Origin of the sequence: Pseudomonas oryzihabitans (assembly GCF_032027545.1) — a bacterium.
Classification (GTDB): Bacteria; Pseudomonadota; Gammaproteobacteria; order Pseudomonadales; family Pseudomonadaceae; genus Chryseomonas; species Chryseomonas oryzihabitans_F.
In genome coordinates, this window is sequence record NZ_JAVSJB010000019.1 from 78,303 (window position 1) to 99,573 (window position 21,271).

Annotated in this window: 27 protein-coding genes and 1 pseudogene; 17 read left to right on the forward strand and 11 right to left on the reverse strand. The window is 65.3% G+C overall.

Going from position 1 to position 21,271, the window contains the following annotated elements:
• The first annotated feature begins 42 nt into the window (after nucleotides 1-42).
• From RND78_RS22980 to RND78_RS23030, 11 genes are all read left to right on the forward strand, one after another.
• Nucleotides 43-258, forward strand: a complete 216-nt coding sequence (locus RND78_RS22980) for a helix-turn-helix transcriptional regulator (protein ID WP_312732314.1) — start codon at nucleotides 43-45, stop codon at nucleotides 256-258.
• Entirely contained in the window at nucleotides 259-558 is a 300-nt protein-coding gene (locus RND78_RS22985) for a helix-turn-helix domain-containing protein (RefSeq protein WP_312732315.1), read from the forward strand.
• A 281-nt stretch (nucleotides 559-839) separates the two neighbouring features.
• Nucleotides 840-1,007, forward strand: a complete 168-nt coding sequence (locus RND78_RS22990) for a hypothetical protein (RefSeq protein WP_312732317.1) — start codon at nucleotides 840-842, stop codon at nucleotides 1,005-1,007.
• Nucleotides 1,004-1,213: a hypothetical protein gene (locus RND78_RS22995; RefSeq protein ID WP_312732319.1), complete on the forward strand. Its 210-nt coding sequence runs from the start codon at nucleotides 1,004-1,006 to the stop codon at nucleotides 1,211-1,213. The genes RND78_RS22990 and RND78_RS22995 overlap by 4 nt, the downstream gene beginning before the upstream one ends.
• A complete protein-coding gene (locus RND78_RS23000) occupies nucleotides 1,200-1,451 on the forward strand; it encodes a hypothetical protein (protein WP_312732321.1) in 252 nt (83 codons plus the stop codon). Before RND78_RS22995 ends, RND78_RS23000 begins: the two co-directional genes overlap by 14 nt.
• Nucleotides 1,444-1,641, forward strand: a complete 198-nt coding sequence (locus tag RND78_RS23005) for a hypothetical protein (RefSeq protein WP_312732323.1) — start codon at nucleotides 1,444-1,446, stop codon at nucleotides 1,639-1,641. The genes RND78_RS23000 and RND78_RS23005 overlap by 8 nt, the downstream gene beginning before the upstream one ends.
• A 7-nt stretch (nucleotides 1,642-1,648) precedes the next feature.
• Entirely contained in the window at nucleotides 1,649-2,065 is a 417-nt protein-coding gene (locus RND78_RS23010; RefSeq protein ID WP_312732324.1) for a hypothetical protein, read from the forward strand.
• 868 nt (nucleotides 2,066-2,933) lie between these two features.
• Nucleotides 2,934-3,608, forward strand: a complete 675-nt coding sequence (locus tag RND78_RS23015; protein WP_312732325.1) for an HK97 family phage prohead protease — start codon at nucleotides 2,934-2,936, stop codon at nucleotides 3,606-3,608.
• Between the two features lie 9 nt (nucleotides 3,609-3,617).
• Nucleotides 3,618-4,745, forward strand: a complete 1,128-nt coding sequence (locus RND78_RS23020; protein WP_312732326.1) for a phage major capsid protein — start codon at nucleotides 3,618-3,620, stop codon at nucleotides 4,743-4,745.
• Nucleotides 4,746-4,895: 150 nt separating this feature from the next.
• Nucleotides 4,896-5,084: a hypothetical protein gene (locus RND78_RS23025; RefSeq protein ID WP_312732327.1), complete on the forward strand. Its 189-nt coding sequence runs from the start codon at nucleotides 4,896-4,898 to the stop codon at nucleotides 5,082-5,084.
• 289 nt (nucleotides 5,085-5,373) lie between these two features.
• Nucleotides 5,374-7,854 (forward strand): phage tail tape measure protein, encoded by a 2,481-nt coding sequence (locus tag RND78_RS23030; protein WP_312732328.1) that lies wholly within the window; start codon nucleotides 5,374-5,376, stop codon nucleotides 7,852-7,854.
• Nucleotides 7,855-8,256: 402 nt separating this feature from the next.
• Here RND78_RS23030 and RND78_RS23035 read toward each other — a convergent pair whose 3' ends face one another.
• The gene (locus tag RND78_RS23035) at nucleotides 8,257-8,631 is read right to left on the reverse strand and encodes a hypothetical protein (RefSeq protein ID WP_312732329.1); all 375 of its coding nucleotides are present in this window, start codon (nucleotides 8,629-8,631) and stop codon (nucleotides 8,257-8,259) included.
• 114 nt (nucleotides 8,632-8,745) lie between these two features.
• Nucleotides 8,746-9,063 carry a cupin domain-containing protein gene (locus RND78_RS23040; protein WP_312732330.1) on the reverse strand — a complete coding sequence of 106 codons (318 nt, stop codon included), beginning with the start codon at nucleotides 9,061-9,063 and terminating at the stop codon, nucleotides 8,746-8,748.
• A 312-nt stretch (nucleotides 9,064-9,375) separates the two neighbouring features.
• Here RND78_RS23040 and RND78_RS23045 point away from each other — a divergent pair, with 312 nt between their 5' ends.
• Together RND78_RS23045 and RND78_RS23050 are read left to right on the forward strand one after the other, a co-directional pair.
• Nucleotides 9,376-9,561 (forward strand): hypothetical protein, encoded by a 186-nt coding sequence (locus RND78_RS23045; RefSeq protein WP_312732331.1) that lies wholly within the window; start codon nucleotides 9,376-9,378, stop codon nucleotides 9,559-9,561.
• 164 nt (nucleotides 9,562-9,725) lie between these two features.
• Nucleotides 9,726-10,094 (forward strand): hypothetical protein, encoded by a 369-nt coding sequence (locus RND78_RS23050; RefSeq protein WP_312732332.1) that lies wholly within the window; start codon nucleotides 9,726-9,728, stop codon nucleotides 10,092-10,094.
• 263 nt (nucleotides 10,095-10,357) lie between these two features.
• Here the strand turns inward: RND78_RS23050 and sutA are convergent, their stop codons facing one another.
• The 4 genes from sutA to glnK form a co-directional block, all read right to left on the reverse strand.
• Nucleotides 10,358-10,690 carry a transcriptional regulator SutA gene (sutA, locus tag RND78_RS23055; protein WP_312732333.1) on the reverse strand — a complete coding sequence of 111 codons (333 nt, stop codon included), beginning with the start codon at nucleotides 10,688-10,690 and terminating at the stop codon, nucleotides 10,358-10,360.
• A gap of 71 nt (nucleotides 10,691-10,761) precedes the next feature.
• Entirely contained in the window at nucleotides 10,762-11,181 is a 420-nt protein-coding gene (locus RND78_RS23060) for a secondary thiamine-phosphate synthase enzyme YjbQ (RefSeq protein WP_059229059.1), read from the reverse strand.
• A gap of 174 nt (nucleotides 11,182-11,355) precedes the next feature.
• Nucleotides 11,356-12,702, reverse strand: a complete 1,347-nt coding sequence (locus RND78_RS23065; RefSeq protein ID WP_312732335.1) for an ammonium transporter — start codon at nucleotides 12,700-12,702, stop codon at nucleotides 11,356-11,358.
• Nucleotides 12,703-12,751: 49 nt separating this feature from the next.
• Nucleotides 12,752-13,090, reverse strand: a complete 339-nt coding sequence (gene glnK / locus RND78_RS23070) for a P-II family nitrogen regulator (protein ID WP_003096476.1) — start codon at nucleotides 13,088-13,090, stop codon at nucleotides 12,752-12,754.
• Between the two features lie 389 nt (nucleotides 13,091-13,479).
• Here glnK and RND78_RS23075 point away from each other — a divergent pair, with 389 nt between their 5' ends.
• On the forward strand, nucleotides 13,480-13,779 hold the full coding sequence (locus RND78_RS23075; protein WP_312732337.1) for an accessory factor UbiK family protein: 300 nt from the start codon (nucleotides 13,480-13,482) through the stop codon (nucleotides 13,777-13,779).
• Nucleotides 13,780-13,843: 64 nt separating this feature from the next.
• Complete coding sequence (locus RND78_RS23080; RefSeq protein WP_312732338.1) at nucleotides 13,844-15,334, forward strand: YifB family Mg chelatase-like AAA ATPase; 1,491 nt, start codon at nucleotides 13,844-13,846, stop codon at nucleotides 15,332-15,334.
• On the opposite strand, the gene RND78_RS23085 is transcribed toward RND78_RS23080, so the two are convergent.
• The 4 genes and pseudogenes from RND78_RS23085 to RND78_RS23095 all read right to left on the reverse strand — a co-directional run bounded on the left by RND78_RS23085 (nucleotide 15,331) and on the right by RND78_RS23095 (nucleotide 18,691).
• Entirely contained in the window at nucleotides 15,331-15,522 is a 192-nt protein-coding gene (locus RND78_RS23085) for a hypothetical protein (RefSeq protein ID WP_312732339.1), read from the reverse strand. The two genes, RND78_RS23080 and RND78_RS23085, sit on opposite strands and share 4 nt — an antisense overlap.
• 127 nt (nucleotides 15,523-15,649) lie before the next feature.
• Entirely contained in the window at nucleotides 15,650-16,510 is an 861-nt protein-coding gene (locus RND78_RS28420; protein WP_409457104.1) for a methyl-accepting chemotaxis protein, read from the reverse strand.
• A pseudogene (locus RND78_RS28425) lies at nucleotides 16,505-17,662 on the reverse strand (Cache 3/Cache 2 fusion domain-containing protein); the annotation flags it as partial. The gene RND78_RS28420 and the pseudogene RND78_RS28425, both read right to left, overlap by 6 nt.
• A gap of 99 nt (nucleotides 17,663-17,761) precedes the next feature.
• On the reverse strand, nucleotides 17,762-18,691 hold the full coding sequence (locus tag RND78_RS23095) for a LysR substrate-binding domain-containing protein (protein WP_312732341.1): 930 nt from the start codon (nucleotides 18,689-18,691) through the stop codon (nucleotides 17,762-17,764).
• 110 nt (nucleotides 18,692-18,801) lie between these two features.
• On the opposite strand from RND78_RS23095, the gene RND78_RS23100 reads away from it, so the two are divergent.
• Both RND78_RS23100 and RND78_RS23105 read left to right on the forward strand, forming a co-directional pair.
• Nucleotides 18,802-20,202, forward strand: coding sequence for a NorM family multidrug efflux MATE transporter (locus tag RND78_RS23100; protein WP_312732342.1), 1,401 nt, complete (start codon nucleotides 18,802-18,804; stop codon nucleotides 20,200-20,202).
• 69 nt (nucleotides 20,203-20,271) lie between these two features.
• Nucleotides 20,272-20,919 (forward strand): response regulator transcription factor, encoded by a 648-nt coding sequence (locus RND78_RS23105; RefSeq protein ID WP_312732343.1) that lies wholly within the window; start codon nucleotides 20,272-20,274, stop codon nucleotides 20,917-20,919.
• On the opposite strand, the gene RND78_RS23110 is transcribed toward RND78_RS23105, so the two are convergent.
• Nucleotides 20,882-21,271: response regulator (locus RND78_RS23110; RefSeq protein ID WP_312732344.1), on the reverse strand; the 390-nt coding region annotated here is incomplete at its 5' end. The two genes, RND78_RS23105 and RND78_RS23110, sit on opposite strands and share 38 nt — an antisense overlap.

Below are 21,271 nucleotides of genomic sequence, written 5' to 3' on the forward strand. Positions count from 1 at the left end.
AAATATCGGTAGCCATCCCCACAGCGCCCTTGGAGGCACTAAATGGCTACCGCAGAACCCCGCCGCTTCATCCGCCGTCACCAGGTCGAGGCACTGACCAGCCTCAGCCGCACCCAGATCTATCGCCTGATCGCCCGCAACGAGTTCCCCCGCCAGGTGAAGCTGGCCCCCGGTCACGCCGTATGGGTCGAGCAGGAAGTGGCCGCCTGGGTTGACCAGCGCATCGCCGCTGCACGAGGGGAGGCCGCCTACGCCTAAATGACCGACAAAAAAATAGGCCGCCCCCAAGAGAGCAGCCCACAAGATACCGGCGTCCAGAATATCACCCTTCCCGCCCAGCGTGCGCGCTTCCTGGAGAGCCTGCGCCACGGCCCGGTGAGCACCATCGAGGCCCGCTCCGAGCTGAATATCATGCAGCCGGCCGCCCGCATCAAGGAGCTGCGCGACCTGGGTCACCCGATCCAGACCCACCTCAAGCCGCTGTACGACGATCAGGGGCGCTACCACTCGCGCGTCGCTGTGTACTACCTGTCGGGCGGTGGCGAGGTGGCCGCATGATTTCCCTTGCCATCCCCAGGCGTCCCGACTATCGTAGCCCTGTCGCAGCAAAATCTGCGGCCGGGTTTGGCGACCCGATTAGGTGTAGGCGCAACAGCGCCCAGATCACGACTGCGAGCGCTTTTTTTGTGCTCGCTGACCAGTGTTATGGCAGCTGTGCGTGGGAGACCGAAAGGTCTGCCGGGTTTCCTATACCCCCGGTTCGCCAACCTGCGCACAGCTGCCGCCTTTCGTTTGGCGACGAAGACGGCAGCTCCTCTCTCGGTATAGGAGCTTCGCCCATGATCCCCACCCGCAATCCGTCCGCCGTCCGTGCCCGTGCCGCTGCGCACCGCCAGATGGCGCTCTCCGCCCTGCACGCTGATTCCTCCCTGTCGACCCGCCTCCGCCGCTACAACGCCCACATGGCGATCGCTCGCGACATCGAGTCGCAAGGCGGTGCCAAATGAGCGCAATCACCATCACTCTGTCCGCCGAAGACGTGGCGCTGATCCAAGCCACGGCCGACACCTGGAAGGCTCGCCTCCACACCGAAATCTTTGATCCTGCCTTCGATGAGCTGGACGAGCGCTGGAAAGACCAATGCCGGGAGCTGGCCATCCTGCTGATGGGCGAAGTCAGTCGCGCCCAGGGGGTGACCCATGGCCAGCGTTAAGCCTCCGGTCCAGCGCGAGGTCTCCTCGCTCGAAGATCACGAAGAGTTCCTGTACGAGCGTATCTGGCCGCAGCTGACTGATTACGCCATTGCCCAGGGAATGCCGACCGCCGAGGTATTGGTCTGCACGCTGTACCGAATGTCGATGGAGCTAAGCCTGTGGGGCGTGCCGGTGGAAATGCTCATGGAAGTGGCCATTCGCGGCAACAGGGACGCGCGGGAGGTCCCCCATGGCTAGCTCCAAGCACCCCAGCCACTGGCAGCGCGACAAGAACGGCGACCTCTTCTCCTTCGGCGTGTGGATCTGCCTGGATGGCAAGTACGTCCGCCAGGTGGCCTACGACCTGGAGACCGAGCAGGAGGCCCGCGACATTGCCGCCCGCTGCACTGGTGACGCCCAGGTCGTCCGCTTCACGCTCTGGGACTGATCCAGCCGTGGCCGGCAAGACGAAGGGAAACCAGAAGACCAGTGGCCCGAAGCACTTCCAGACGCAGAACCGCATGGTTCAGTCGCCTGGGCATCGGGCGCTGAGCTTCGTGGCCCGGGTCGTCCTGCAGGAGCTGTGTGCGCAATACAACGGGCGCAACAACGGCGACCTGTCGGCGACCCGAACGATGGCCGAGGAATGGGGGATCGGCTCAGACAACACGCTGCGAAAGGCCCTCAAGGAGCTTGAGGCCGCCGGCTGGATCATCCAGACCCGGAGCAGCCTGTTCTCCCGTCACGGCGCCCGCTGCGCGCTTTACGCGCTTGGCTGGCTACCGATCAACGAATGCGAGGGAAAGGGCCTGGAGGTGGCACCGACGAAGGCGCCACGCCGGCAAATGACCGAGCTGATGGCTTGCGTTTGATCCTGCGCATTTTCTGCGACTGTACCGCGCACTTTTTGCGCACGTAGACGGGGAAAACACCCCTGAAACAGGCCTTTTTGGGCTCTACGTGCGCAGAAACTGCGCCATAAACACGGTTTTACGTACGCAGAAAGTGCGCACCCTTTTATACGTATACCAGGTACCCAGGTGAAACCATGGCAATGCTCATGCTTTTCCAAGGCTCCAAACACGATAAAAACAGGGTGCAAATGGCGGGCGGCCCTCGCGGCGCAAATTGCACCTCGCAAACTAGTCCGCAGGTTTCCCGCAAACTGGGAGACCGGCTGACTTTTCAGCTCATCTCCACGGATGGCGCACTTCTGCTCCATGGCTCCGATCGGGGCCATCATCCAGAACTGGATCACCTGGGATCGGCGGAATTTTCCGCCGGTGTCCTGAGATTCAGGAAACCCACAGGTAAGCGAATCGAACCCAACCGAAACCGACTGGGTTATCAGGGGCCTCTGCAAATTCGCAGACCCCTCAAGCTGAGGAGTTGGGTCAACGCCAGCGCCGCACACCCCCAGGCAGGTGCCCAGAAAATTCTGGGCACTAACGGTCGCAGCGTTACCCGAGCGTTTCCAACTACCGGAAAGCCGGTAGATCGCCAGGCCTACTTCTTCAACCTGAGGAAGTGCGCACCGGTTGCGCAATTTCAGGAATCGCCGATATCTTTTCCTCAATCTGAGGGAAAGCCTGGCAGCAAACAAAAGGCGAGTGACGTGGCTCGCAATTTGGTATACTTGCCGAGTCGTGAGCGTGATGCTCGCGTCCCCCGTCAAGATGCGCGTGATGCGCTTCGAGCGGCAAATGAATCGACCCATTTGCTCCCTTGGAGACATCGCTGATGCGCCCATTCCATACCGCCCCTCTGCAACTCAAGTTGGCCTCCGACGAATCGGTCGGAAGCTTCACTGGCTACGCCTCGACCTTCGGCGGCGACCCGGACAACCACGGCGACATCGTGGCCCCTGGCGCCTTCGCGAAGAGCCTGGCGAAGCACGCCGCCGCCGGCACCCGCCCCGCTCTTCTCTGGCAGCACGACCAGAGCAACCCCGTTGGCGTCTGGACTTCGTTCCTGGAAGACGCCCAGGGCCTGAAGGCGGACGGCCGGCTGACGATGGATGTCCCGCAAGCCAAGGCGGCCCACGCCCTGGCGAAGGATGGCGCCTTGGCGCTGAGCATCGGCTACATGATCCCGCCCGGCGGTGCCGAGCTGGTGAACGGCGTCCGACTGCTCAAGGAAATCAACCTGGTGGAGGTGTCCCTGGTGGGCATCGCCGCCAACCCCAATGCCCGGATCGTGAGCGTCAAGTGCGCCTTCGACCCGGCAGACCCGAACCCTCGGGATTTTGAACGCGCCGCGCGTGATGCGTTGGGGCTCTCTGCTCGCGAAGCCAAAAGGCTGATGGCGGGCGGCTGGAACGGACTCGTTCGCGATGAGCGACCCGACGACAGCACAGAACTGGCCCAGATCGCGGCCAAACTCCAACGCATCACGGAGAGCCTGCGGGCTCACTGAGGAATCACTATGTCCCTCGAATTGCTGACCAAATCCATCGACGACCACGGCAAGGCTGTTGCCGAGCTGTCGCGCAAGCACGACGAAACCAAAGAGATCGCCGAGAAGGCCCTGGAATCTGTCCAGAACATGGAAATGAAGGGCGTCAAGCTGCGCGGCGGTTTCGGCGGCAGCAAGACCGACGCCATTGGGGTGTTCGTCAAATCCCAGGGGATGGCCGATATCCGCAACGGCGCCAAGGACACGGGCCGGGTGGAGCTGCCGAGCCTGAGCATCAAGACCCTGGTGAACGCCGGCCGCGGCCAGACCGGTGATAGCCAGTACCAGGGCATCACCGAGCGCGCCACCGGTGTGTTCAACGATCCGCGCCAGTCGCTGCAGCTGCTCGACGCGCTCCGCTCGATCCCGGTGTCTGGCGGTACCTACGAGTTCACCCAGCTGAAGAGCTTCACGAACAACGCCGACTATCAGGTGCTGGAAGGCACCCTGAAGGCCGAGTCGAACATGGAGCTGCAACAGGCTGTAGCCAACGTCGACACCATCGCCCACTGGACCCGCGCGTCGGTGCAGGTGCTGGACGACGAGCCGTCTCTGCAGACCTACATCGGCAACCTGCTGGGCTATGGCCTGCTGGCCAAGCTCGAGGACGCCGTGATCAATGGCCAGGGCGGCACCGGCAAGATCCTCGGCCTGGTCAAGCAGGCGCTGGCGTTCACGCCCACTGCCTCGGATAGCCCGGTCGACCGTATCGGCGCCGCCGCTGCCGAGATGAAGGCCGCGGGCTGGCGCCCGTCGATGGTGATCATGAACCCGCTCGACTGGTTCGACGTGGACAAGTCCAAGAACGCCAACGGTGAGTACCTGCTGGGTGGCCCGCAAAGCCCCGCACCGGCCAGCCTGTGGCGCAATGGCGTGATCGAGACCCCGAGCATGGCCCGCGGCCAGGCGCTGCTGCTGGACGCTGCCCAGGTGGCCGTCCTCGACCGTATGCGCCCGGTGCTGATCGCCAGCCGCTTCGACCGTGACAACCTGGTCACCAACCTGGTCACGCTACTGAGTGAGCTGCGCGCCGGCCTGGCCGTGTTCGCGCCTGCTGCTGTGCGCCTGGTGCCCTTGACCACCACCGCCAGCAAGTAATCCACCCGCCGCCTGGGCGGCCCGCAAGGGAAGCCAGGATGGGATCAGTCGGTGAGTGCCCATCAACAGAACCCCGACAGCCCGCGCAGTGGAGGCCGTATGGCGATACTCCCACTGGTGGCGGGCACCACCCTTTCGACGAGGTGACCCATGAGCGACTTCCCAGCTACCCGCCGCGCGCCCTTCCCTCGCGCCCTGGCCATCAAGATCGCCCGCAAGGCTGAGGTGATGGCCAAGCGCTTCGAGGACAAGGCGCTGAACGAGATGACGCGAGCCGCGCGCTCGGCCCTGAGCAAAGGCGTGGACGCCGACGAGGTGGCCAAGCAGCTGCAGCTCTAGCCGGCGAGCAGACCCAGGGGGTGGGCAAAATGTTGGGAGTTCCCGTTTCCGAGACCACCTGGTCCCCCACGCACAGATTTTTTTCATCTGGGGGAATTTGTTAAAGGCCGGCGCCTGGATGTTAAAGGGCAAAAACCGAGCCAACCCAGCGCCGCCAATGGGCTGGGACGTGTTAAAGGGGTGCGATAATTGTTAAAGCCGGCGCCCTGAAAAGTTAAAAGTTAACCTCGACTTAACCTCTGATTTAACCCCGGCGCCGCCCCGGTGGCTCCGGCAGGAGAACACCACCATGGCAGCAACAGACGTTCAAGGGATGCTGGTCCGCATCGAGGCCACCACCGCACAGCTGCGGATGGAAATGGCCAAGGCTGACAGCACGGTCGCGGCGAGTAGCGCCGGAATCAACAAGCAGTTGGCTGGCATCGATCTGGCCTTCAACCGCATCGGCCGCGCCGCCCTGGCCGCCGGCAAGACCACCGGTGTGGCGATGGCTGGCCTCGCCACGGCGTCGATCGCCGCGGGTGCCGCGTCACTGGCACTGCTCAAGCGCACTGCCGAGGCCACCGCGGAGAGTGACCGGTGGGCGAAGTCGCTCGGGATGAACACCACGACGCTGATCGAATGGCAGTACGCCGCCGAGCGCGCCGGCCTGTCCGGCGACAACATCGCGGACATCTTCAAGGACCTGAACGACAAGATCGGTGACGTGCTGGTGACCGGCGGCGGCGAGGCCGTGGACGCGCTCAACAAGCTTGGCCTATCTGCAAAGGCTCTGGCGCAGTTGAGCCCGGACAAGCAGCTGGAAGCCATCGCGGCTAGCCTGTCCAAGGTCGGCAGCCAGGCCGAGAAGACCAACATCCTGGAGAGCCTGGGCAACGACCTGTCCCGCCTGCTCCCACTGCTGGAGAACGGCGGCGCCGAGCTGGAGCGTTACAAGCAGCAGGCGCGGGACTTCGGGATTTCGCTCAACCCCCAGCAGGTGAACGACCTGGTGAAGGCGAACGAGATCCTCAAGGACATCGGCGATCAGCTGCATGGCATCGAGAACCAGATGGTTGCCGGACTGGCGAACGTCGACCTTTCGTCCCTGAATGACTCGATGGCCGACCTTCGCGCCACTGTTACAGATCCGCGCTTCGTTCAAGGCCTGGCTGACCTGGCGGCAGGCGTGCTCAAGTTCACCACCTTCCTTGCAAGTGCCGCATCGGAAATAGCGAACATCACCCGCTTTGCCGCTGAGTCTATGGCGGCCGCGATCAATGGTCCGGCCTTGGATGATCTGATACGGCTTGAAGATCGAGTGGCGAGCCTGCGCCATGAGCTTGAGCAAGCCAAAGCAATGGGCGGGCTTCCTGCCTTGTTCGATGACTTCGGGGTCAGCGGTAGCCGCGCCGTGAAGGATATTGAGGCCGATCTCAAGGACGCCCAGGAGCAGCTGAAGAAGGGCCAGGAGTTGGTGGCCAGCATGAGCAGCATGAAAGCGCCGCCGATAGCTCCCAACCCGTCGCCTCGCGCTACTCCCAACCTGGCTGCACTGCAGGGACGAAACGGCCCCGACAAGGACGCAGAGAAGGCCCAGGCCAAGAACCAGCAGGAGCTGAACGCCAAGCTCCGCGAGGCCGCCGCCGCATACGTCCAGCTAAAACGCGCCTACGACCCCGTGGGCGCCGCCCTGGACGACTACACCAAGGGCACCGAGCAGTTGGACCTGCTGCTGGCCGACAACAAGGTCAGCCTCTCGGAATACGCCACGTCGGTCGGGTGGCTGGAAGACCAGTACGCCCAGGCCAAGGCGGCCGCCAACGGCTTGAGCGAGGCTATGCGGTACCAGGCGGATCTGGAGAAGGATCTGGCCAACGCCCGGGCGCAGTATCAGGCCCAGGCCGATGCCGTGGGGATGGGCGACAAGGAGGCGCAGCGCTCACAGGCACGCCTGGAGCTGGAGCGCGAGAACAACCAGAAGATTCTGGACCTGCGCACCCAGCGCAACCTGGCCGAGACCGACGCTCAGCGCAAAGCCTTCGATGAGCAGATCCGACTGGAGAAGGAGTACGGCCCGAAGCGTGTGGCCGCCATGGAAGAAGGCTTCCGCAAGGTCGACGCCGCCCAGGCTGACTGGACCAACGGGATGGCCGCGGCCTTGGACAACTACCGCGACAGCGTCGCCGACACTGCTGGACAGTTCCAGGAGCTGTTCACAAACGCCTTCACCGGCGCTGAGGACGCGCTGGTCGACTTCGTGACCACCGGCAAGCTGTCGTTCAAGGACCTGGCCAACTCCATCGTCCAGGACCTGATCCGCATCCAGATCCGCAAGGCGTTGGCCGGCGCGGTCAGTGCTGCCGCGGGGACCAGCTGGGGTGCTGGCGTGGCCTCGATGTTCCAGCAGGCCAAGGGCGGCGCCTGGAATGGCGGTGTCCAGATGTTCGCCAACGGCGGTGTCTTCACGAACGGCATCGTGGACCAGCCAACGGCCTTCAGGATGGCTGGCGGCCTTGGGGTGATGGGCGAGGCAGGGCCGGAGGCGATCATGCCGCTGACGCGCGGCCCGGACGGCTCGCTGGGTGTCGCTGCCCATGGTGGCGGAGGCGGCGATACCGTTATCCACCTGGGCGCCCCGACCGTCCATATGCAGGTCAATGGCAACCCGGACGCGGCTATGCTGATGCAGATGGAGCAGTCCACCCAGCGCGCGGTGAAGGCGAGCTATCAGGCGGTGGCCAACGACTTCAAAACAAATGGCCCTCTGCGCCGGCTGATAACTGGCTGAACGTGACATGTCACGATTCGATTCCCCGACTCGGTGTCGAATCGTGACAAACCCAGCGCTGGCAAATGTGAGTAGGAATGTGAGTAGGATTTCAGGGCCCCACGTGAAACCCTTATAACTGCAAGGCCTGGGCGAATCAGTTCGGTTCTGTCCCTGGCACCAAGACATACCTCCGAGGTGCCGCTGGCATCCAGAGACCAGAAAACCGGCCTAGCGCCGGTTTTTTTGTGCCTGCGAAAAGAGGCGTGGCGGTGGCCATCCGGCAGCCAAGGCCGGGGACGCGCCATGGATTCACCAGAGCTTGTCCAGCCTTGATGATGCCGAGCCGAACGGCGCAAAAGCGCGCCCTAGAGGACTCGGTGACCGAAAGTTTGTTCGAATCCGCTTGACCCTCTACCCACTTCAGACTTTGTAATGGCCCGGCGTCACCCGACAGCCACCCTTTTCGGAGTCAGTAGCATGAGCAGTTGCAGCGACAAGCATCACGCCAATCACAGCCATCAGCATGGGCCGAATTGCGGACACACCGCCATCGAGCATGACGGGCACGTCGACTATCTTCACGATGGTCACCTGCACCACATGCATGGCGATCACGTCGACGAACACGTCATCGCCGTTAGCGCCACCAATCCCGACCAGTGCACTCATGGCCAGAGCAGCGGCCACGCAGCCGATCATGTCCATGGCCCCGATTGCGGCCACGAAGCCGTTCCCCATGGCGATCATGTCGACTACCTGGTGGATGGCCGCCTGCATCATGTCCATGATGGCCATTGCGACGACCACGGCCCGGTGACCCTGGTCGGCTGAGGTCTCAGGCGCTGTCGGGCGCTTCAGACGTCCAGGCAGCGCCAGCCACCATCATGCCGAGGCCGGCGCGGCTGCCGTCTAGGCTTCGCCGATATGAACCGCCAGCCAGACGCTGGTGACCGCCGGATCGGTGTAGGTCACCCAATGCTCGGTGTGCGCCGGGATGAACAGCGTATCGCCCGGCCGCAGCGCGACCTCCCGCCCCTCCAGGGCGAGCCGCGCCGCCCCGGCGAGCAACAGCACCCACTCGTCGTGCGCCTGCCGGTAGGGAGCCTCCGCCGGCGTGGTCTGGCCTTGGGAGAGAATGCGCTCGATGCGGCAGCCGGCGCGGTCGAGCAGGGTGGTGAATACCTCCGCCGTGATCGCCTCGGGCAGGTCGCTGAAGAGATTGGTCATGACGTTTTCTCAGCTGGTGTTGGGCAGGGTCCTAAGCGCTCAGGCTGCACCGGTGGCGCCCTCCACTCAAGCGCCAGCGACAGGCCCTGGTCCACCCAGCCCTTGTCCTGGCCGCTAAATACCGGCAAGAGTGGGAACAGCCCGACCTTTTCACCGAGTCGTCACCCATATGGCGACATTTTCAGCGATGATCGGCAGCGCGACCGGTGGCCCCTCCAGGCGGCCGATCGCGGCTACCCGCGACCGGGCGGCCAACCCTCGCTAAAAGCGCACGGAGGCGCTCGCTGAATGCCCAATCGCTCGATTACCTGCATGAATCGGCCCTTATCCGCCCTGCCCTGCGACGCCACCCGGGCACGCTCCGCCCCGACTACCGAACCCGTGCCGCCACTCTGGCTGAGCCTGCTCAATGGCGTCAGCCTGTGGCTCAATCAACTGTTCCTTGGCCTGGTCCTGACGCTGGTCGGCTTCACCTTCTGGCACTGGTGGCAGGGATGAAGCGACGCCTGGATCAACTCGAATTGGTGATCCTGATGTGCGGCATCGGCCTGCTGGCACTGGCCCTGATCGTCGCCGTGAGCATCCAGGGCCTGGACTGGGGTTGAGCCGGTCTTACCGGACCTTTACCTGGCCTGACGCCCGCTGACAGCCAAAGGTGTTTCATGGTGACGCGGCCCATCGAGCGCCGCGAGGAGAACTCCATGGCACCCCGAGCGTCGTTGATACTGCTGTTGACCGCCACCCTGACCGCCAGCGGCCTGGCCGCGGCATACGAAGATCCAGGCCCCGAGCGCGCGCGCTGGGACGGCGCCGGTGCCGATACGGCTGGCTTCGTACCGGTGGGCGAGTACCGACGGCATCATCGCCATCACCCCTATTACCTGCGGGATCGTTATCCCTACAGCTATTACCAGCCCTACCCCCAACCGGGCTACGGCGCGCCGCACTGGCGCCCCTTGCCACCCGGCTACTACCCCGCCCAGCCCGCCTACGAACCGCGTCCTTATTACGGACCGCCGCGGCATTGGTGAACCACTTGGCAGAGCCGAGTTCGGATGATGGCCTTTTGCGATGAGTCGCACAGGCAGGTATTGGCCAGAAGAGCAGAATGCCATCACCCACTAGGGCTTCCAGGGCTACCGACATGTACGAGAGAGACGATGTAATCTGCATGGCCTGCCTGGCGACCATGGCTGCGGCCTTCACCGGCTTCATCATGGTAATGGCGCTGCTGTGATCTCCAGATGGACGAAACCCCGCGGAGGCGGGGTTTCGTAGGCGGTATGGCGCGATCCTAGATGGGACGACTGCCATATTTGCTGTCGGGCTTCTTGGGCGGGTCGGCTACCACGTTGGCGTCGATTTCCTGCACCTTGCCACCGCGCGCCAGGAATTCCTGCATAGCTCTTTCCAGGGCTTCCCGCTCGCGCTGCTTGGCTTCTACCGAAGGCAGTTCCTCGGGCTCGGCTTCACGCTTCTTCTTGGCCTTGCCGCCAGCCGCAGGCGCTTCGCTGTCGCTGCTCTCTTCCGACTCGGCGTCTTCGGTCGCCGCGGCGAACTCCTCGTTGTCGCCCTCCTCTTCCGCGCCTGTCTCCAGGTCGTCCTGTTCCAGTTCTTCGTCGCTCATAAACCGCCTCCAAACACATTGGGAAAATCGGGCCGCGCGTTTTGACGCGACCTCCTAAGAAAAATTCCTGGCTATTCGCCTTGCAGCGTCGCGATCACGCGACGTGCCCCACCCTGATCGCGGTGCTCACCCAGGTAGATGCCCTGCCAGGTACCCAGGGCCAGGCGGCCCTGCTCCACCGGCAGGCTGAGGCTGCACCCGAGCAGACTGCTCTTGAAATGCGCGGGCAGATCGTCCGGGCCCTCGTAGTCGTGTTCGTAACCTGCCTGCCCCTGGGGCACCAGCCGGTTGAAGAACCGCTCGAAGTCGCGCCGTACCGCCCCATCGGCATTCTCGTTGATGGTCAAGGAGGCCGAGGTGTGTTGCAGCCAGAGGTGCAACAGGCCAATTCGGCAACGGCTCAGCTCAGGCAGCTGAGCCAGCACCTCATCGGTGATCAGATGGAAGCCACGCGCGCGCGCGCGCAGGGCAAAGGTCCGCTGCAGCCACATGAACAGTCACCGCCGATCGATAGGCGCGCGCATTCTAGCGCGACGCTCGGAAAAGCAAAGCGGTGAATGCTCACCGCTGGCGTGCAGTCTAGACACAGCACGGCGGCGGTTGTTCCAGCCGTATGGCAGACGTGAAAAAGGCGCCTCGCGGCGCCTTTTTCGGCAGAGTCGGGCTTACAGGTTGTAGCCGCGCTCGTTGTGCAGGGTGAGGTCCAGACCCACGGTCTCTTCTTCCTCGTTGACTCTCAGGCCCATGACCACGTCCAGTACCTTGAGGATCACGAAGGTGACGATACCGGTGTAGACGATGGTGAAGGCCACGCCCTTGAACTGGATGAACAGCTGGGCACCGATGTCGGTCACGGTACCGAAGCCACCCAGGGCCGGTGCCGCGAAGACGCCGGTCAGCAGGGCGCCGACGATGCCACCGATACCGTGTACGCCGAAGGCGTCCAGGGAATCGTCGTAGCCGAGTTTGCGCTTGAGGGTGGTGGCGCTGAAGAAGCACAGCACGCCAGCGGCCAGGCCGATGATCAGGGCGCCCATGGGGCCTGCGGTACCGGCGGCCGGGGTGATGGCGACCAGACCGGCGACCACACCGGAGGCGATGCCCAGGGCGCTCGGCTTACCGTGGGTGATCCACTCGGCGAACATCCAGCCCAGGGCCGCGGCGGCAGTGGCGATCTGGGTGGTCAGCATGGCCATGCCGGCGGTGCCGTTGGCGGCAGCGGCGGAACCGGCGTTGAAGCCGAACCAGCCGACCCACAGCATGGCGGCGCCGACCAGGGTGTAGCCCAGGTTGTGCGGAGCCATCGGGGTGGTCGGGTAGCCCTTGCGCTTGCCCAGTACCAGGGCCGCGACCAGACCGGCGACACCGGCGTTGATGTGCACCACGGTGCCACCCGCGAAGTCCAGCACGCCCCAGTCCCACAGCAGGCCGCCGTCACCGCTCCAGACCATGTGGGCGATGGGGGCGTAGACGAAGGTGAACCACAGGCCGGTGAACACCAGCATGGCGGAGAACTTCATGCGCTCGGCGAAGGCACCGACGATCAGCGCCGGGGTGATGATGGCGAAGGTCATCTGGAAGGTGACGAAGACGCTTTCCGGGAACAGCGCGGTAGCCGAGGTGACGGCGTCGTGCTGCAGGCTGGACAAGAAGGCCTTGCCCAAACCGCCGATGAAGGAGTTGAAGTTGGTGACGCCCTTTTCCATGCCGGTGGTGTCGAAGGCCAGGCTATAGCCATAGAGCATCCACAGAATGCTGACGAGACCGGTGATGGCGAAGCACTGCATCATCACCGAGAGGACGTTCTTGGCGCGAACCATGCCGCCGTAGAAGAGTGCGAGGCCGGGAATGGTCATGAACAGCACGAGTGCCGTCGAGACCAGCATCCAGGCGGTATCGCCGCTGTTGATGGCAGGGGCAGGGACCGCAGCCGCTTCCTGGGCCATGGCCAGGCCCGGCAGCGCTACGAAAGACATGAGGGCTCCTAGCCCTGCGTACGTGCGCAGAGTCATCGTTGTTTCTCCTGGGGCTCGTTTGGGGTTGGGCTGTCGGTTTAAATCGTCAGATGGCGTCTGTGTCGGTTTCGCCGGTACGGATGCGGATGGCCTGCTCGAGGTTCACCACGAAGATCTTGCCGTCGCCGATCTTGCCGGTGTTGGCAGCTTTGGTGATGGCCTCGATGACGCGGTCGAGTTGATCGTCGGCGATGGCGACGTCGATCTTGACCTTGGGCAGGAAGTCGACGACGTATTCGGCGCCGCGATAGAGTTCGGTATGGCCCTTCTGGCGGCCGAAGCCCTTGACCTCGGTAACGGTGATGCCTTGCACACCGATCTCGGACAGCGACTCACGCACGTCGTCGAGCTTGAATGGCTTGATGATGGCGGTGACTAGTTTCATGAACTTCTCCCGATTGAGTGGACTTGCCCCAGGAAAACAAACCCCGGTCCAAGTCTAGCGCAGTGACCGTCTGTTTAACCGCCGACGTGTTGATCGCCGTGGTCGTGGCAGAAGCGGCCGTGGCGCGCCTCTGGCCAGGCGCCCTCCGACGCCCGTGTCTGATTCGGCAGTAGCAGAAAGCTTGCCAGTTTTGCGAACGGGTACGGATTCCGCGGGCCGCACGCTTCGAACGCCACTTGACGGGGCAAATTCGCTTCGAGCGGGCAGGACTTTGCACCAACACCGATCAACCGCAGCGCCACACTCGCACCAAAGCAGTGCAAGGCCTGCCGGGCGGGACCCGGAGGGGTCTGTGCTACACTCGGGCTTTGATTCAGCAGGGGATGCCCATGTCCACGACCCGTTCGTTGTTCGATTCCCTGACTCAGCAGGCCAGCCGGCTGTTCGGTCAGGATTCGCCGTTGCCCAAGGCGGAGATCGAGAGCCAGTTCAAGGCCCTGCTGCAGGGCGCCCTGGCCAAGCTCGACGTCGTGAGCCGCGAGGAATTCGATGCCCAGATGGCGGTACTGGCGCGCACTCGTGCCCGCCTGGAAGCCCTCGAACTGCGCCTGACCGAACTGGAGCAGACCCAGTCCGGCGCAGGCACCCCGCCGGTGACCCCGGCCACGGACGTCGCGCCCGCCGACTGAATCCGTACCGGCTGCGCCAGGATGGCGCAGTCTTCGACTGGCGCACCGCGATCAAGGAGAGATCATGTCGCTTGCCCTCGTCCATACCCGCGCCCAGGTGGGCGTGGAAGCCCCGGCGGTGGTCGTCGAGGCGCACCTGGCCAATGGCCTGCCCGCCCTTACCCTCGTCGGCCTGCCCGAGACGGCCGTGCGTGAAGCCAAGGATCGCGTGCGCAGCGCCATCCTCAATGCCGGCTTCGACTTTCCCAGCCGCCGCATCACCCTCAATCTCGCCCCGGCTGACCTACCCAAGGATGGAGGCCGCTTCGACCTGGCCCTGGCCATCGGCATCCTCGCCGCCAGCGGGCAATTGCCCGCCGAGGGACTCGAGCGTTACGAATGCCTCGGAGAGCTGGCACTGTCGGGTACGGTGCGGCCGATCCGTGGCGTGCTGCCCGCAGCGCTGGCCGCTCGCGCGGCCGGACGGGTACTGGTGGTGCCCCGCGCCAATGCCGAGGAGGCTTGCCTGGCCAGCGGCTTCGCAGTGCTGGCGGTGGATCACCTGCTGGAATTCGCCGGCCACCTGAGCGGCCAGGCACCCCTCGCCCCCTACCAGCCCAGCGGCCTGCTGCGCACACCCTTGCCCTATCCGGACCTGGCCGAGGTGCAGGGTCAGCAGGCGGCCAAGCGTGCCTTGGTGGTCGCCGCGGCCGGCGCCCACAACCTGTTGCTCGCCGGCCCACCCGGGACCGGCAAGACCCTGCTCGCTAGCCGCCTACCGGGGCTCTTGCCCCCGCTGGACGAGGACGAGGCGCTGCAGGTGGCCGCCATCCATTCCGTGGCCGGACCCGAGCCGCTGGAGCATTGGCCGCAACGGCCCTTCCGCCAGCCGCACCATTCGGCGTCCGGTCCGGCGCTGGTGGGCGGGGGTAGCCGCCCGGGTCCCGGCGAGATCACCCTGGCCCACCGCGGCGTGCTGTTTCTCGACGAACTGCCGGAGTTTGATCGCAAGGTGCTGGAGGTGCTGCGTGAGCCGTTGGAGAGTGGCGAGATCGTCATCGCCCGGGCGCGGGAGCGGGTGCGTTTTCCGGCGCGTTTCCAGTTGGTGGCGGCGATGAATCCCTGCCCCTGCGGCTATCTCGGCGATCCCACCGGGCGTTGCCGCTGCAGTCCAGAGCAGGTCCAGCGTTATCGTGCCAAGCTCTCCGGCCCCTTGCTCGACCGGATCGACCTGCACCTGACCGTGGCTCGCGAGAATCTGCGCCTGGGCGCCTCGCCCGTCGCCGAACTCACCACGGCGGAAGCCGCCCGTCAGGTGGCAGAGGCGCGGACCATCCAGATAACGCGCCAGGGCAGCCCTAACGCGCTGCTCGGGCTGGACCAGCTGCACCAGGTTTGTGCATTGAGCGAGGCGGATCAACGTTGGCTGGAGGGTGCCGGTGAGCGCCTGAATCTATCGCTGCGTGCCCTGCACCGGGTCATCAAGGTGGCCCGGACCTTGGCCGACTTGGAGGGTCAGACCGAGATCCAGCGGGCGCAACTGGCCGAGGCACTGCAGTATCGTCCAGCCCATTAGCGGCCGGCATCTTCGCCGTAATGTCGGGGCGGCTCCTGTAGCCGATCCCGTAGCGCCTGATTTTCCTGCGCCAGCTCGAAACACATGGCCCGCCATTGGTGGGCCAGTTCACGATAGTCGTCCCGCTCCGCGCGCAGTGTGCTCAGCATGCGTTCGACGGCTTGCACCGCCTCATTGGATACACCCATGTCACCCCTCCCTCAATACTGTATTTGCATACAGTAGTCAGAGTATTGCCGGTCGGCAAGCGCCATAGTAAGCAGAATGGAAAAAGGGAGGCCAAAGCCTCCCTTTTTCCTTTACCCGGAGATGGACTCAGCTAAAGCGGCCCACCTCGGAGCTCAGGTCCTCGGCCAGATGGCGCAGTTCGCCCGCGGTGCCCGCCAGGACCTCGGCGGCGTCGCGCTGGGCGGCGTTGTCCACGGCGATCGCCTGGATGTTGCGGCTCAGGGCGGTGGCGGTGGTGCTCTGCTCGGCGGTGGCCTGGGCGATGCCGGAGAATTGCTCCACCGCTTCGGCGACCTGCTGGTCGATGCTGCGCAGCGCCTGGGCGACATCGGCGTTACGCGCCAGGCCCTGCTCCATGAGGCGATTGCCTTCATCGATGGCGCCCATGGCCCGCTGGGTTTCGTCCTGCACCGCGCCGATCATCTGGGAGATCTCGCGAGTGGCGGAACTGGTACGGCCGGCCAGTTGACGGACTTCATCGGCGACCACGGCGAAACCACGGCCCTGCTCGCCAGCGCGGGCGGCTTCGATGGCGGCGTTGAGCGCCAGCAGGTTGGTCTGCTCGGCGATGCCACTGATGACACCGATGATCCCGCCGATCTGCTGGGAGCGATCATCCAGGCCCTTGATGAGTTCGGCGGTACTCGACAGGGAATCGGCGATCTGTTCCAGCGCGCCCGAGGCACCCTGCATGGCCTGGGTGCCGGTACGGGTCTGCTGGGCGTTTTCCTGCACCAGGCGCTCGGTGCGCTGCATGCCATCAGCGATGTTCTGGGCGGTGGCGCTGAATTCCTCCACGGCGCTGGCCATGCTGTCGATCTGGGTGGACTGCTCGGCGGAGCGACGCAGGGTCTGGTCGGAGAGCTGGCTCAGTTCCTGGGAGCGCTCGGTGACCGCGCGGGAGGAGCCACGGACCTGCTCGACGGTGGTGGACAGTGCATCGGCCATCTGGTTGAAGCTGAGTGCGAGTTCGCCGATCTCGTCGTTGCTGCGGGCATCGACACGCACGCTGAGCTGGCCGCGGCCCAGGGCCTGGGCGCGCTCCACCAGTTGGGCCAGGGGGCTGAGCTTGCGCCGCAGCAGCACGACGGAGGCGGTCACGGCCAGCAGCAGGGCGATCAGGCTGCCGATGGCCAGGCGCAGGCCGACGGCATGGACGGGGGCGTCGAGCTCCGCCTTGGGCAGGGTGGCGACCACGGTCCAGCCTTCGCCGACAACGGGGGCCATGACGCTGAGGAAGTCCTGGTTGCCATCCTGCCAGCTGAGCTCGCGCTGCTTGGGATCGCGCTTGAGATCGGCGAGCAGTTCGTCGGTCTGCTTGGCGTTGGCCGGAGCGACCAGCCAGGTACCTTGTTCGTCGAGCAGGGCCAGGGAGCCGGTCTCGCCGATACGCAGTTGGGTCAGCTGGGCCAGTTGCTGGGCCTGGGCATCGGTGTAGTCGAAGCCGACGAAGAGCACGGCGATGACCCTGCCGGCACCGTCACGGACCGGGGTGTACTGGGTCATGTAGGAACGCCCGAACAGCAGGGCGCGGCCAACGTAGTTCTGACCCTGCAGCAGTCCAGCATAGGCGGGATGCTTGCGATCCAGCTGGGTACCGATGGCGCGGCTGCCGTCCTGCTTCTTGAGCGAGGTGGTGATGCGGGTGAAGTCGTCGCCATCACGCACGAAGATGGTGGCGACGCCGCCGGTCAGCCGGGTGAAGTCGTCGACCTGGCTGAAGTCGCTGTTCAGTGTCTGACCGGCGAACAGCAGGGCAGGGGCCGTGGCGCTGCCCAGGGGCAGGCGCTCGCCGGACAGGCTCAGGCCGACATCGAAGCGGCGCTCGAACAGATTGGCGAGGCGCTGGGTGCTGACCTTGAGAGTACCGAGGAAGGTCTGCTGCTGGTCGGCGAGCAGACGGGCCTCGCTGCCGAGGTGCTTGCGCTGGGTGCCTTCGATGGACACGCTGAGGGCGTGCAGGGCGAACAGGCAACTACCGGCGATGACGATCATCAGTACCAGACTGAGGGCCAAGGCAAGTTGTCGGGCGATACTTTTACGACGAAGAGTGGACATGGCGGCTCCTTCGCGCCCGACTGTCCGGTCGGCGCGTAGCATGACAAGGCGAAAGGGGCAGCTCTGGAGGCTGCTTGCCAGAAAGGTTCTCTGCCATTATCGGCGTCGCCCTGCGGAACTTCAGCCCTTTGTTAAATAGATTCACATATGACGACGCACATCCGGCAGGGGCTGCTGCTGTAGCTCCTGCCGCAGGAACTCGGCCAGCCGCTGGAAGCGTCCCTGGCCGCGGCGATTGCGCGGCCAGACCAGATAGTAGCCATCGCCACTGGCCACGGCGTCGGGCCAGGGCAAGGCGATGAGACCGGCGGCCACGTCCTCGGCGAGCATCACCAGGTCACCGATGGAGACGCCATAGCCACGGGCGGCGGCGGCCATGCCCAGTTCGAGGGTATCGAACACCTGGCCGCCAGCCAGGGGTACCGCCTGGGCCAGCCCCATGGCCTGCAGCCAGCGCCGCCAGTCGCGGCGATCGAAGGTCGGATGCAGCAGCTCCTCGCGCTGCAGACGGGCTACGTCCCAGGTACCACTGCGGGCGGCGGCCGGCGAGCAGACCGGTACCAGCCACTCCTCGAACAGGGGCACCACCTCCCACTCCACCGGAAAGCGGCCATCGCCCAGCAGCACGGCGCAATCGAAGGGTTCGTGGAAGAAGTCGACGCGGTCGCTGGCCATCCAGACGCTGGTGAGCTGGATGTCCAGCTGTGGATTGGCCTGGCGGAAGCGCCCCAGGCGTGCCAGCAGCCAGCGCAACGACAGGCTGGTGGGCGCCTTCAGGCGCAAGGTGCCCTCTTCCACGGCGAGATTGCCACAGGCTCGTGCCAGGGCCTCGAAGCCCTCGGTCAGCCCCGGCAGCAGCAGCTTGCCGGCCTCGGTCAGCAGCAACTGCCGCCCGGCGCGCTCGAACAGGCGGCAGCCGAAGGTCTCTTCCAGCGTCCGCACGTGACGACTGACCGCGCTCTGGGTGAGCGACAGTTCCTGGGCGGCGCGGGTGAACGACCCCTGCCGCGCGGCAGCCTCGAAGGCGCGCAGGGCATAGAGCGGCGGCAGGCGCGAGGACGACTCAGGCATGACTCAGACTCATGGGTGCCATGGTTATTTTCCGATTGTGGGCGGTACGGCAGCAGCGAACAATGAGTTCTTGTCGCCGCCGGCGCCTGTCATCCTGCTCGAGATCACCCATGTCTTCGCTGCGTCACGAACTGCTCGCCCTGCTGCGCCTGGCCCTGCCGCTGATCGGTGCCCAGTTGGCCTACGTGGCCATGGTGTTCACCGATACTTTGATGATGGGGCGCCTGGGGCCGGCGGCGCTGGCCGGAGGAGGTTTGGGCGCGGCGGTGTACTCCTTCGTCTCGGTGATCTGCGTGGGCGTGATCACCGCGGTGGCCAACCTGGCGGCGCTGCGCCGGGGCGCGGGCGATACCCAGGGCGTGGCGGCGGTGACCGCAGCCGGTATCTGGATCGCCCTGGCCCTGGCGGCCCTGGCCGGCAGCCTGCTCTGGCACATCGAACCGCTGCTGGCCCTCGCCGGTCAGCCGGAGGACAGTCGCCAGGCCGCCGGGACCTTCCTGCGTTGCCTGGCCTTCGCCCTGCCCGGCCACCTGCTGTTCATGACCCTGCGCGGCTTCACCAGCGCCCTGGACCGTCCCGGCCCGGTGCTGATCATCGTACTCGGCGCAGCAGCACTCAACGCCCTCCTCAATCTCGCCCTGCTGCATGGCTGGGGCGGCCTGCCACGCCCTGGGCTGGCAGGCATAGGCGCGGTGACCGCGGTGGTGATGAACGGCGCGGCGCTGTGCCTGGCGCTGTACATCGCGCGCCACTCGGCCTACGCCGCCTATCCCCTCGCCCACTACCTGCGCCACCCGGACCGCCGCGCCCTGACCGATACCCTCGGCCAGGGGCTGGCGATTAGTGGCACCTACGCGGTGGAGGCCTGCCTGTTCCTGTCAGCGGCGCTGTGCATGGGCGCCCTCAGTGCCACCGCCCTGGCGGCCCATCAGATCGCCAATCAGCTGGTGTATCTGGTGTTCATGTTGCCGGCCGGCCTCTCCTACGCCACCAGCATCCGTATCGGCCAGCACCAGGGCGCCGGGCGACCGCGCGAAGCCTTGCTGGTGGGGCGGCTGGCCATCGGCGGCGGCGCGCTGGTGATGCTGGGCATCGCCCTGCTGTTCTGGAGCTTTCCCGGCTGGCTGGTGAGGCTGTTCCTCCCGGATGCGCAGAGCCCGGTGGCGGAGCTGGCACGCCAGTTGGTGCTGATCGCGGCGGTGTTCGTCATCTTCGATGGCACCCAGAGCATCGCCCAGGGGGCGCTGCGCGGCATCCGCCAGGCACGCCTGGGCTTCTACGGCGGCTTGCTCTGCTACTGCCTGATCGGCGCCAGCGGTGCCTGGCTGCTGGGCGTCCAGCTGGGTATCGGCCCCCATGGCGTCTGGTGGGGCCTGGCATTTGGACTGGCCTGTGCGGCGCTGCTGCTGACCGGTGCCTTCGAATGGCTGATGCGCCGACAACTGGGCGTCCAATCAGGCAGATCGAGCGCTCTAGACCTTGAGGTAGAGCGCTCCGGCATAGTGAGGTAGGATGACCGCCCAAGGAACGCCCTTTGCCTATGAGCAAGGGGTAACGACAGGCCAGTCAGGATCATGCCGATGGAACGCTTCATAGTCGCTGACGACCATCCGCTCTTTCGCGATGGCCTGGTGCGTATCCTGCGCCAGGAATTTTCCGACCTCCATGTCGAGGAAGCCGGCACCTTGCAGCAGGCGCTCGACTTGGCCCGCCAGGGTGAACCGCCGGCCGGCCTGCTGCTCGATCTGCTCTTCCATGGACAGGACCTGCGGCCCTCGCTGCACGCTCTGCGCAGCGAATTCCGCCGCAGCTCCCTGATCGTCATCTCCATGTTGGAAAGCCCCGACGTCATCGACCAGGTGATGGCCGCGGGCGCCGACGGCTTCATCGGCAAGGGCCTCCCCCCGGCCACCATCGCCGCCGCTATTCGCAAGATCCGCGCTGGGGAGTTCGTGGTGCAGGCGATGCCCGGCCGACCGGCCGACACCCATGCCGGCGGTGCCCTGAGCGCCTTGACGCCCCGTCAGCTGGAGGTGTTGCAAGGCCTGGTACAGGGGCTGAGCAACAAGGAGATCGCCCGGGAACTGGGCATCTCCCCCTTCACCGTGCGCCTGCACGTGTCCTCGCTGCTGCGTGCCCTGGAGGTCAACAGCCGCTGCGCCGCCGTGGCCGTGGGCATGCAGGCCGGGCTCAGACCAGCGCTGCGGGAGTCGTCGACTCCAGCCTGAAGGTCCGCAGCAGCGCCCGCAACTCGTGGGGCCGGACCGGCTTGGACAGGATCGGTACCCGCGGATCGTCGATAGCACGCTGCACCTGAGTCACGTCGTGTCCGGAGATGACGATGGCCGGGACGTGCTGGCCCTGCAGGTCACGCAGGTAGGCCAGGCAATCGGCGCCCGAGGCGGTACGGTCGAGGTCGAAGTCGGTGATCACCAGGTCGCAGGGGGTGAAGCCTTCCGGAATGCCGCTGGCGGTCTGCACCTCGCAGCCCCAGTGGCGCAGCAAAGTGGCCGTGGCCAGTAGCACGCTGGCTTCGTCCTCGATCAGCAGGATGCGCAGGCCCGACAGCGGTTGCGCGCT